This is a genomic window from Fluviicola taffensis DSM 16823 (assembly GCF_000194605.1).
GTDB classification, from domain to species: domain Bacteria; phylum Bacteroidota; class Bacteroidia; order Flavobacteriales_D; family Crocinitomicaceae; genus Fluviicola; species Fluviicola taffensis.
Genome location: NC_015321.1, coordinates 697,786 through 710,935, shown reverse-complemented (window position 1 = coordinate 710,935; position 13,150 = coordinate 697,786). Strand labels below are relative to the sequence as shown.

Below are 13,150 nucleotides of genomic sequence, written 5' to 3'. Positions count from 1 at the left end.
TTTACGAAAATAGTTCGCATCTATTAATTTTACGGCATGATTAATTTTCCAACATGTAAAATAAACTTGGGATTACACATTCTTCGAAGACGAAATGATGGGTATCATGAACTAGAAACAGCCATGTTGGAATTGCCTTTCAATGACGTACTTGAATTAATCGAAAGTGAAGAATCTACCTTCACAACTTCGGGTCTTGAAATACCAGGTTTGGGGAACTTGGTTTTGGATGCTGAGGCGGAATTTAGAATCCATAAATCGATTCCAACACTTGCCTTCCATTTGCATAAACTCATTCCAATGGGGGGCGGTTTAGGTGGTGGTTCCTCAGATGCCGCTTTTGCTTTGAAATTAATGCGGGATCGATATGCTCCTGAAATTGAGAATGAATCCTTGAAGGAAATGGCTTCAAAAATCGGGTCGGATTGTGCCTTTTTTATTGATGGTGGATTGCAATTTGCAACAGGAAGAGGAGAGGTTTTAACTCCTTTGAACATTGATTTTAAGAACCTCTTTGTAGTCTTGGTGAATCTGGGAATTCATGTTTCAACCAAGGATGCTTATGAGGGCGTTGTTCCAAATAATGATAGAACTTCCTTGAAAGAAATTTTGGAAAAACCGATTCGAATGTGGAAGGATTCTTTGGTAAATGACTTCGAAAAGAGTGCTTTTGCTAAATATGCTGAATTAGAAGATATTAAAAATGACTTATATAATCATGGAGCAATTTATGCTTCAATGACTGGATCAGGTTCTACGATATTCGGAATTTTTGAATCAGAAGTTGAGTCGATTCAATGGTCGCATAAGGTGATGTATGAGAAATATTTGAAGCTTTAGTTCAGACTTTTTTCTTCAAATATTTTTGAATTTTCAAATTTATGTGTTCATAAAGATGTGAACAGATTTGCGCTTAAGGTACTGATTTACAATGTTTAGTGTTTTTCATGAGGACGGAATTTATCTGTAAATGAAAGAGTTAGTTTTTAATAAAATTCAGGTGTTCTACTTTGCCATTGTTTTCAATTACAAAATAGTAAGATCCAATACTCAAATTACTCACATCAACTAATGAGTTCATGAGTTCTACTGGTTGTTTTTGCCCAAGAATATTGTACATTCCAAGAAGTTTTAGGTTTGATAAATTTCCATCCTTTACTAAAATTTTTACAAACTGATTTCCTGGATTCGGATAGAGAACCAAGTTTGATTCAATAAATTTCTCTGAAAGAGAAGAGGTGCTTAATGGATCTGCTTCAAATAAGAACAATCCACCCAAGTCTTGCCCTACAAAGAGATTTAAGTAACCATTATCATCAATATCATCTACAAAAAAAGAACTATATAATCCAACGTCTAAATTTAGATAATTGCTTGAATACAAACTAAAGGTGTCACCGTCTGTTAGGTGTCCATCAATATTGCGGTAATAATTCAGTTTTCCATTATAGGCTCCAACAAATAAGTGTGTGGTGTCATTCACTCGAAAGAAATGCGGTGAGGCATAGCCGTCTGGTGTGGATGCAATATCTGCTTGGCCAACATTTTGACTAATTAATGTGAAGATTGGACTTGAGTTTGATCCCGTATTTTGATAATAAGAGATTTCGCCTGTCTTTTTACCAACCATTAAATCCAATAATCCATCTTTATTTAGGTCGAAGAGTTGCGGGAAGGCATAGGAAACTACATTAATTGGATTACCAGTATTGTCATTGACTGGGACAGATACTCCAAAACTCAATGAATTTCCAGCTCCCGCTGAATTTGTAAAACGGACAAGAGTTCCATTCTCACGTCCAACGATTAAATCTTGATCTCCATCTCCATCCAAATCTCCAAAAGTAGGAACAGCTCGTAAACCTAATCCAAGGGCAGAGAATCCTAAATAATCGTTGTTTACAAGTGTGAATTCTGGATTAGAAGCAGTTCCTGTATTTCGGTATAATTGAAACACGGATTCCAGATTCAATGTTGGTTTGTATCGGATAAAGTCAGCAACGACAAGATCTTTCAGCCCATCTCCGTTTTCATCAACTAAAACAGGAATGCTTCCCAAGCCATGATCGATCATCTCTTTTTGCAAGAAGTTGTTTTCTTGAAACACGAAATTGGGGAGCGCATTTGTGCCTATATTTTTAAAAAATTGCACACTATTTTGATTTTCAGATACTGTTCGTGCATTTGGTGCAACAATCAGATCCTTTTTTCCATCAAAATCTACATCTTCCCAATATATTGCAGGAAATAATTGCATGGATGCTGGGTGTGAAACAGAAGGGAAGTTGTGATTCTGACTAATCATCACTGAATTGGTATTTGGGGCAGTTCCGCCATTCATTAAAAGTGTAATGCCAGGATAGGAAACATCGCCTAAAATCAAATCCATGACACCATTGTTATTGATATCTATTGCTAGCAATGTTGAACCAGTATGTCTGGTAACAGTTGCATTGATTGAGTCTTCATTAACAGTGTTTTCTGGTCTAAGTGGATTTGCAATGTCTCCATTTTCACAAGGATATGCCGTTTGATTTAAAACCAAGTCATTGTTGTTTGGATCTTCACTAAATTTCCCCCAACATTGGTTTTTCAACACAAATTTCAAGGAATCGGGAATCCCATATAGTTCCATGCTTTGATTTTGATGGTATTCTACATTTTGACCACCAATATGAAAGGTTAAAATATCGATATCTCCATCGAAATCTATATCGCTGTATGCAGGAATATCACTAGCGCTAACAAATAAATTGGAAACATTTCCCACGTAATCCGTTTGGAGAATGTCTGTAACTAATTGCCATTGAAGCCCAAGTGACGAACTTCCAATGTTTCGATAGACTTTCACTCCTCCAATTCCGTAAGTAAACAAATCTTTTCTTCCATCATTGTCGTAATCCACAAAAGCCGATCGGTATTTGCAGTCGGAAGGGAAATAGTTATGGCCTTTGTAAATGTATTGATATCCATGTGTTGAACCCGTTAAAGTATGTTCCATCAAGATGAATTCATCTCCGCTGCGATCAAAAATGACTAAATCGTCTAATCCGTCAAAATTAAAATCGATTGTTGAGAATTGTCCGTAATTAATTCCGCCCGCCCACGGATTTTTTAAGGTTGCGGTTGCTGTTTTTACGGGAATGTTTGGATTGTATTCAAATCCTAAATAAGTCTGAGCAAGAGTTATTTGTGAACTAATAATTACTGCTAAAAATGAGGAAAAGACTTTTATCATTTGTTTAGGATTACAATCTGAATCCTAAAATAAGACAATTATTCGGGCAACTCCAAAACTCTTTTAGGGTTTACCTAGTATAAATTAAACTAAATGAAAAAAATAATCCTCTCTCTCCTTGGATTGACACTGATTCAATCGCAATTAGTTGCCCAAGATTCTATTTCTGTATTATTCATTGGAAATAGTTACACCTACGTAAATGATTTACCTGGAATGTTGAATAGTCTGACAACTAGTTTGGGGAAAGAAACCACCGTTGACTCTAAAACGAATGGTGGATATACCTTTCAGAATCAAGTAAACGATGCAGCGACTTATGTCAAGATTCACTCCAAACCGTGGGATGTTGTTGTTATTCAGGGTCAAAGTCAAGAACCTAGTTTTCCAGATTCTCAAGTGAATACAGGAACTTTGCCTTTTGCACTCCGATTATCAGATAGTATATGGGCAAATAATGCGTGTAGTAATGTAATGTATTATATGACTTGGGGTCGGCAAAATGGAGATCCACAATGGTCAGGAATCAACACCTTTGAAAAAATGAATACGCGCTTGTATAATGCGTATATGCGCATGGCAGATTCAAGCGATCGAGCGATGGTTTCTCCAGTAGGAGCAGTTTGGGCGTATGTTCGCACCAATCACCCGACTATTAATTTGTATAATGCAGATGAATCACATCCATCCGTAGAAGGAACTTATTTAGCGGCTTGTACATTTTACGCATCCTTGTTTCAGCAAACTCCAGTTGGGTCGACTTTTTATGGCGGATTGAATGCAACTACTGCGGGAATTCTTCAAAATGCTGCTGCTGCGGTTATTTTAGATTCATTGGATCATTTTCAGTTACATTCAGTTGACGAACCTACTCAAGCTAATTTTTCGATTGTTCAAAATGGAGGAACGATTCAGTTAGAGAATAAAAGCTCAAGAGCTATAAGTTATAGTTGGAATTTCGGAGATGGGCAAACTGCGAATTCAGTAGATGCTCAGCATACATATACTTCAACTGGAACATTTGCAGTTGAGTTAACCGCCTCGTCTCCATGTAATTCAGATGTTTTTTCAATCCAGGTGCAAGTAACAACACTTGATTTATCCGATAAGCATTTTAAAGAAGTTCAGATTGCAAGCAAAGAGGATGTTATTGAAGTCTCTTCCAAAGAATTAGGATATTCACTGGAGGTTTATAGTGTTGATGGGAGACTGCTGCTGAAAACTACAGAAATCAATGAAGTTCCAATTTCAATTTCTCGAAAAGCCATTGTTCAATTGCTTAAGATAAAAGACACAAACGGTGTGGTAAAGATTATTCGAACAATATAAAACCAAGTAGTTTTTTCTAAAAAAATGAAAAGAGTTTTGGTCAGAGGCTTTTTGTTTAACGTTTTTGTTAATATTTCATTTTTTAAACTATTCGTACTAAAAAATAACAAAAGCTTGTTAAGCTCACATTTTTAAGCTTTTTGAAACTGCTAAATTTGATAGTGTTGTCAATTATTGATAATTATTACGTTAAATAATTAACAATAATATTTTTTATTTTTTTAACGTATATAGCTCGTTTTACGCCCTGTTTCACTTAGGTTAAACTATCTTTTTAAGATTCTCAATTTGTTGCTAAATCGGTTTATTAACTTGAAGGTTAAGCTTTCAATTGCCATGTCAATTTTGTTTGTAACGAGGATAGTAACATTTTTGTACCGTTACTATAAACTTATAGATTATGTTGAAAATCAAAACCATGAATTTTTCAAGACTCATTTTGTGCTCTGCGCTTTTGATTCTTGGTTCTGGAAGTTTGTTTGGACAGGTCTCAGGAACGAAAACTATTCCTACTGACTATGCTACCATTGCAGACTTCGTTACAGCCATCAATACAAGCGGTATTGGAGCCGGAGGTGTTACTTTAGATATTCCTTCTGGATATACCGAAACGGCACCGGCAGGAGGATTTACAATCACGGCTACAGGAACTGTAGCAAATCCAATTGTTATCCACGGAGTAGGCGGTGCGCCTAAACCGATCATTACAGCATCTGCGGGATTAACAGCAGGAGCTTTAAATGATGGGATCATTAAATTGATCGGATCGGATTATGTTACCATCTCAGGTTTGGATTTGAGAGAAAATGCAGCGAATACAACAACTGCTGCGGGTACTAATAATATGACTGAGTTCGGTATTGCACTGTTTTATAATACAATCACTGATGGGTGTCAAAATGTTACCATAACAGACAACACTATTGGTTTAGGTGCAACCTATCAAAATGCGATGGGGATTTATGCAAACTCTACTCATAATGCGACTGCGATGGCCGCTGGGGCAACAGCAACTACTGGAAACAATAATAATTTAACAGTTAAAAGAAATACGATTTCATCAGTTAACCTTGGGATTGTAGTTCTAGGACCTACTGCAGCCGCTGATCATGCGTCAGACTTGATAATCGGTGGTGCGCCAGGAGATGGAAACACGATTACATTTGGATTAAACGGAACATTCTCTGGATTCAATGCTGTTTCAGGGACTGTGAATGGAATTTTATTTCGTAACGTAAAAAACACAAACTGTACTTTTAATACATTGACCAGCAGTGGTACGGTTACATCTGGTACTTTGAATGGAATTCAGCTTCAGGCATTTTCGAATACTCCGACAGGAACATTTTCACAAGTGATTTCTAATAATACGTTTAATTTGATGTCAGCTGTTGTAGGAGGAAATGTCGTGGGAATTACTTCTCCTTCCGGATCTGCTTCTGCTACATCTACACTGGATATTTCAAATAACCAATTTAATGGTTTTGGTCACAGTGTGGCTTCTCCTACGGGTAGTTTGACATTTATTTCAACTGTGAGCACGAATTTTACAACAACGATTAATTCCAATAGTTTTAATAACCTGACTGTTACAACAACAGGTTCTGTGACATTCGTTTCTCATTCATTTTCAATTCCAGGCGGAGGATCTTCAACTGCTTCCAATAATACGATTGCTACACAGTTTACGAAAACTGGTGCCGGGGGTTCTGTAGTTGGATTTACAACGGGCGCTTCTACACCGAATAGTGCTTTTTACACACTAAGCAATAATAACTTTTCAAACATCAGTGTTACTGGAGCAACCTCATTGACTTTCATTAATAATACGGATGGTTCAGGTACTGCATGTTCAAAAACGATATCGGGAAATACTTTTTCCAATATATTAGGTGGAACCAGTGCAATTATTGGTTTTACAACTACTTATTGGGGAGGAGCGACTTCTACTGTAGCAAATAATACATTCAGTAATATATCGGGACAAAGTTCAATTACAGCCATTAACATTGGGAATTCATTTGCTGGGACTGTTGCCACAACCATTCATAACAATACTATTTCATCCTTGACTTCGACAGGAGCTGGTTCGACCGTGACAGGTATTACAACTTCAAATACGGCTTCGTCAATTTCAATTAACAACAATACTATTAATGGACTTTCTTCTACAGGTGCAAGTTTGGTAAGTGCTATTGCTGTTACAGGCTCAACACTTACGAATGTAAATGCGAACCGCATTTATGGTCTTTCTTCTTCAAATGCAGGAGGTACTGTATTCGGAATTAGTATTACAGGAGGTACTGGTGTTAATACATCAAACAATATTATTAGCGGACTTACAGCACCAATTGCAAGTGGTACGGATGTTATTAGAGGAATTAATATTAATTCATCATCATCATCGGCTGTTTATGGAGTTTATTACAATTCAGTTTACTTAAATGCAACTTCTTCCGGAACAAACTTCGGTACGGCTGGTATTTATCATCAGGCAAGTGCAACTGCTTCAACTGCTGCTCTGGATATGAGAAACAATATCATTATCAATGAGTCTGCTGCGGCTGGAACAGGTTTTACTGTGGCATTCCGTCGCTCTGCAGTACAATTGAATAACTTTGCTTCTGCATCCAATAGAAACCTGCTTTATGCCGGGGCTCCTTCTGCAACTCATTTATTGATGTATGATGGAACAACTCCGTATCAAACGATGTTAACGTATCAGGCTGCTGTTTTGCCACGAGAAGCGAATTCCTTTTCAGGAGAAGCTCCATTTGTAGGTTCTGGTTATGGAACTGCTGGGAACTTCTTTATTAGTTTAACAGGGGTAAGTTCTGACTTTTTACGCCCGGTTTCAGGAATTACTACTCAGGTTGAGAGTGGAGCTTCGACTATTTCCGGAATTACAACTGATTACACAGGAACTACCAGATCAGGTACGCCTGATGTTGGGGCTTATGAGTTTTCAGGAACTACACCTGCTCCGGTTATTACATTGAATTCAGTTACTCCTCCGACAACTACGCAATGCGTTGCAACGGCTCGTTTAGTTTCTGTAAATATTACAACTGCTTCAGGAACAATTACAGGTGCAACAATTGGATATTCAGTAAATGGTGTCCCGCAAACAAACATCGTAATGACAAACGTTTCCGGGACAACCTGGGAAGGAACAATTCCTGTTCCAACGCCAGTAAACGGAACAATTGTATGGGGTGTGGCAGCTACAAACTCACTTGTATTGAATGGTTCTTATACAGGAACACCTTATGCAGATGAGCCGTTATTCGGAGCTACAGCAAGTGCAACGGCTTCTTCATCCACAGTTTGTGCTTCATCTCCTAGTGTGCTGACTGCGAAACTAGTGAAAAGCGGTCCGGTTACAATTGGTACAGGAAGTACTGTTTCTACTGGTTCAGCTGCTCAAACTCCTTTTTATGGAGGTTATGGTGGTGTAAAAACACAATATTTAATTCGTGCTTCCGAATTGACTGCCCTAGGGTTGAACGCAGGAAACATTACTCAAATGTCTTTAAATATTACTGGTGCAGGAAGTACGTTAAGTGGTCTTGGAATCAGTATGGATCATACTGCTTTGACAGCATTGACTAACAATATTGAAAACATAGCAACGCAGGTTTATTCGATACCTTCTTTTGTTCCAACTGTTGGTGCAAATAACTTTGTATTTTCGACGCCATTTAACTGGGATGGTACATCCAATGTGATTGTTAGCTTCTGTTGGAGTAATAACAATACTTCAAACACAGCAAGTAATCTATCAATTGTCTCTACGGCTTATGTTTCGGCGAATGCACGATATGTAGACAGTAGAACTGCGGCAGAGGTGTGTGGATATACTGGAAATACTACTCCTGGTGGTTGGAACGGAGGTGCTACTACCTTATCATCACGACCAATTTTTACATTTATTGGAAATGCTACACAGACCATTACATCTGTTTCCTGGTCAGACGGAGTTGGAACTATTGGAACCACAAACCCATTGTCGGTTTCTCCTACAGCAACTACAACTTACACAGCTAACATTACTGCAGCCGGTTGTACGTTTGCTCCTTCTCCATCAACAACAGTTACTGTAAATCCTTTACCAACAGCACCAACGGCTACAAACAGTGCACAATGTGGTGTGCAGGTGCCAACTGCAAATGTAACTTCTACAAGTGGTTTGCCAACTCCTTCATTTAATTGGTATGCGGCTTCTTCAGGAGGTACAGCGTTACAATCAGGTACATCTGCTACATTTACCTCAACGGTTTCAACCACAACAACATTCTATGTGAGTGAATTGAACACGGTAACGGGTTGTGAAAGTACAAGAACTCCGGTAACCGTGAACGTTTCTACACCAGATGCAGTTTCATTAACAGCTTCCGTAGCTTCGATTTGTGTAGGTGGTTCATTTACACTAACCGCAGCAAACATAAATGGAACACCATTCCAAAGTTATACTTACTCCACGCAAAGCGCAACAACAGGAAGTGGTGCTGAATCACCATTGGCAGGAACTACGGTTTCTGTTACTCCTACAGCTGCAGGAACATTTGTTTATACATTAACTGCTACTGATGCGGGTTGTGCTGCATCTGCTACTGCAAGTGTGCTTGTAAATCCTCTTCCAGCGGTCATAGCGACTGCAACACCATCAGCGGTTTGTAGTGGGGATAATATTGTACTTGTTGCAAATATTCCTTCTGCGAATAATGGACCATTTGTAATCGGAGCAGGAGCTATTACAGGTTCAGGTGATTATTACAATCCATTCTATCACTTATTCGGTGGAATTAAATCGCAATACATTATCAGAGCTTCAGAATTAACTGCAGCTGGATTTACTGCGGGTAATTTTGCATCTGTTGCCTTGAATATTGGAACGGTTGGATCTCCTTACTCAGGATTTACTCTTCATGTCGGTACAACGGCAGCTACAGATTTGTCTGCAGGATTAAATGCGGCTACATTGACGCAGGTTTATTCTAATCCTTCATTGGTTTTAACTGCTTCAAGTTTGAATACATTTACGTTTAATACTCCGTACTTTTGGGATGGAACAAGTAACTTGATTGTCCAATTATCCTGGAGTAATAACAATGGAGGAGGAACATCTTCTCAAGTTCAGTACGATAACACGGCTTACGTTGCAACGGCATATTACCGTGATGATAACTTGACGCCTGCAGCTATTTTGGCAGGAACACCTGCTACGGGTACAAGGTCTACAAGACCTAAAATGACCTTGACTATGAATCAAAACAATGATTATAACTGGTCATGGTCTCCAGGAGCTGGATTGAATACAGCAACTGCAACTACTTCCATTACAAATGCAAGTGGTTCGGCAGTGACACAAGCATTCACAGTTACATCTACGAATATCGCTACGGGATGTGTAGCTTCGGTTACAACACCTTTGGTTACGATTAACAGTTCTGTGCCAGCACCTGTTGCTACCAATAGCACACAATGTGGAACTGGAGTTCCTACGGCTTCTGTTACAGGAACAGGAATATCTGGAAACACATTCTCGTGGTACTTGGTTTCTACTGGAGGTACTGCAATTTCTGGTCAGACAGCAAGTTCTTTAATAGGATATCCAATCACTGCAACAACAACTTTCTATGTTTCAGAAGTAGGTTCAGGATGTTCTAGTCCAAGAACTCCAGTAACTGTTACTGTTACACCAGCTCCGGTAATTTCTGTTGCTGGTACGGCGACAATTTGTAACGGAAGTTCAACTTCTTTGACAGCATCAAGTGTGAATGATCCTAATTACACATATACATGGTCTGGTGGTTTGGGAACAGGAGCAACTGTTTCAGCTTCACCTACTGTTGGAACTACGTATACAGTAACAGGAACTGATATGTCTGCTGGAGCGAATGCAGGATGTGTAACTACAGCTACTTACGCAATTACTGTAAATCCAGCTCCTACAACTGCACCAGTTGTTCCTGCTACTTCAACGATTTGTGCTGGGGATCTTCAGCATTTGACGAGCGGACCAACAACATCGACTGCAATTTTTGGAAATGGAACAACTGCGCCAGGTAATACTGCCTACCCGAACCCTTTGAGTGCTTACTATGGAGGTGCAAAACACCAATTGTTGTTTACAGCTTCGGAACTTACCGCTCAAGGACTTGTTGCGGGAGCACAGATTAGCTCCATTACATTTGATTTGAATACATTTACTGGAAGTGCATGTACAAACTTTACAATCCGTATGGGGAATACTGCACTTACTGCACTGACAGGATTTGTTGCGGGTACATCAACAGTATACGGACCTACAACATTCACTCCAACAGCCGCTGGATTAGTAACGTTTACTTTAACAGCGCCTTATACTTGGAACGGAACTTCAAATATTGTTGTTGAGACCGTTCACAATGCAGGAAATGCAGGAAATGGATCAGGTACACGTACCAACACCACTACTACACCTACAAACACAGTGTATTCAGCTGTTGCTGATGATGTGTTAGGTGGAATTGCAGGATTTGATGCGTTGACGAGCTGGGATGAGAATGCAGCAAGTGCTTTAAGACCAAATGTAAGATTCGTTCATACGAATACAGCGCCAGTATGGTCTCCAGCGGCTTCTCTTTATACAGATGCAGCAGGTACAGTTGCCTACACAGGTACTGGAACAACAAGTGTTTATGCAAAACCAACAGTAACGACGACTTATGTTGTTACTTATACGGGGAGCAATGGTTGTACGGCTCAAACATCAGGAACGATTACAGTTAATCAGCCTACAGCAGCTTCTGTAGCACCAGTAACAGCATGTACGTCTTATACATGGCCACAAACTGGTTTAACTTATAACACTTCTGGTGTTTACCGTGATACCATTTCAAATGCTGCAGGTTGTGACTCGGTGATTAGTTTGAATTTAACAATCAATCAGCCGACGACTGCAATTGTAAATCATACAGCTTGTCAGACATATACTTGGCCATTGAATGGGGCAACGTATGTTACATCAGGAACTCACACTGCAATAATTTCGAACTTTATTGGATGTGACTCTGTGGTTACTTTGAATTTGACAATTGGAGGTCCTTCTGCTTCATTGGTTCCAGTTACAAATTGTGGACCTTATGTATGGGCTCAAACAGGATTAACTTATAATGCTTCAGGTGCATTTAATGACACAATTCCGAATATGTACGGGTGTGACTCAGTAATCACATTGAGCTTAACGATTAATCAGCCTTCAGCTTCTACGTTGCCTCCATTAACAAGATGTACGTCTTATACATGGCCGCAAAACGGAACAACTTACCTTGTTTCTGGGGCGTATACTGATACTGTTTCGAATGCTTTAGGTTGTGATTCTGTCATTACCTTGAATTTGACGATCATTCAGCCAACAACTTCATCTGTTCCTATGACAGCATGTACGTCTTATACATGGCCTCAAACAGGTTTGACTTACAACGCTTCTGGAGCATATAGAGATACGATTGCAAATTTTGTAGGTTGTGATTCGATTATTACGTTGAATTTGACAATTAATACTCCAACATCATCGATGTTTACAGTTTCAACTTGTACTCCGACTTATACATGGGCACAAAATGGAACAGTTTACAATGCAACAGGATTTTATAATGATACAATCTTAAATGCTGCAGGTTGTGACTCGGTGATTACTTTGAACTTAACTATTACAGCATTTGTAGCAACTGCTACAGACAATGGTAATGCAACTGTTACAGCTTCTACAGGTACAACTTACCAGTGGATCAATTGTACGACGAATGCTCCGATTTCGGGCGCAACAACTCAAACATTTACAGCAACTGTAAATGGTACGTATGCTGCGATTGTATCAAATGGAACATGTTCGGATACAACTAATTGTGTGACGATAGCTAACGTTGGAGTCAAAGAGAATATGATTTCATCGATTTCGGTTCATCCAAATCCAACGCACGATGTGGTTATCGTAACTATGGATGCTGCTACTGCAATTGTTGAAGTAATGGATGTTCAAGGAAAATTAGTTCAAACAACTCAAATCAATGCTGGAGGTCAAGTTGATCTTAGTGGATATGAAAGAGGAGTTTATACATTGAGAATCAAAACTGAACTCGGAACTGCGATTGAACGCATTGTGAAGAATTAAGAGATTCTAATTAAAATTGAAAAGCCATTCGTCAATCGACGGATGGCTTTTTTTGTGGATTTATTTTTCGTAATTCTTATTTAGACGCATGTGTTTTTGTTTCTTTTTCTTTCCGATTGAAGTAGGCAAGAAGATTAATTGTCTACAATGTTCCTTTTTTAGGTTTACTTTCCTCCAAAGATGTGTAATTAACCTGAGTTTGATTATTCAACCTTTGTTAAAACACTTATTAAAGCTCTTACGCTAAGATTGGAATTCATTTTAACCGTGAGTGTTTGTTGATTCATAGACAAGCTCGACTACATCTAAAAAGGTCTCTTAAAATTGATTTCAGAATCTAAATTTTAAAGTCAAACTCACAGGTAACTAGGCAAAATGAAAAAGCCACCCGTCAACTGACAGATGGCTTTTTTGTGATATGATTT

At 38.8% G+C, this 13,150-nt stretch carries 4 protein-coding genes; 3 read left to right on the top strand and 1 reads right to left on the bottom strand.

Translation table 11 applies throughout. From position 1 onward, the window contains the following. Positions 1–36: 36 nt before the first annotated feature. Entirely contained in the window at positions 37–840 is an 804-nt protein-coding gene (ispE, locus tag FLUTA_RS03075; protein WP_013685383.1) for a 4-(cytidine 5'-diphospho)-2-C-methyl-D-erythritol kinase, read from the top strand. A 139-nt stretch (positions 841–979) separates the two neighbouring features. Here the strand turns inward: ispE and FLUTA_RS03070 are convergent, their stop codons facing one another. Beyond that, positions 980–3,238, bottom strand: a complete 2,259-nt coding sequence (locus FLUTA_RS03070; RefSeq protein WP_013685382.1) for a T9SS type A sorting domain-containing protein — start codon at positions 3,236–3,238, stop codon at positions 980–982. Positions 3,239–3,331: 93 nt separating this feature from the next. On the opposite strand from FLUTA_RS03070, the gene FLUTA_RS03065 reads away from it, so the two are divergent. Both FLUTA_RS03065 and FLUTA_RS03060 read left to right on the top strand, forming a co-directional pair. Next, a complete protein-coding gene (locus FLUTA_RS03065) occupies positions 3,332–4,567 on the top strand; it encodes a PKD domain-containing protein (protein WP_013685381.1) in 1,236 nt (411 codons plus the stop codon). A gap of 418 nt (positions 4,568–4,985) precedes the next feature. Continuing rightward, on the top strand, positions 4,986–12,725 hold the full coding sequence (locus FLUTA_RS03060) for an Ig-like domain-containing protein (RefSeq protein ID WP_169312056.1): 7,740 nt from the start codon (positions 4,986–4,988) through the stop codon (positions 12,723–12,725). The last annotated feature ends 425 nt before the right edge of the window (positions 12,726–13,150 follow it).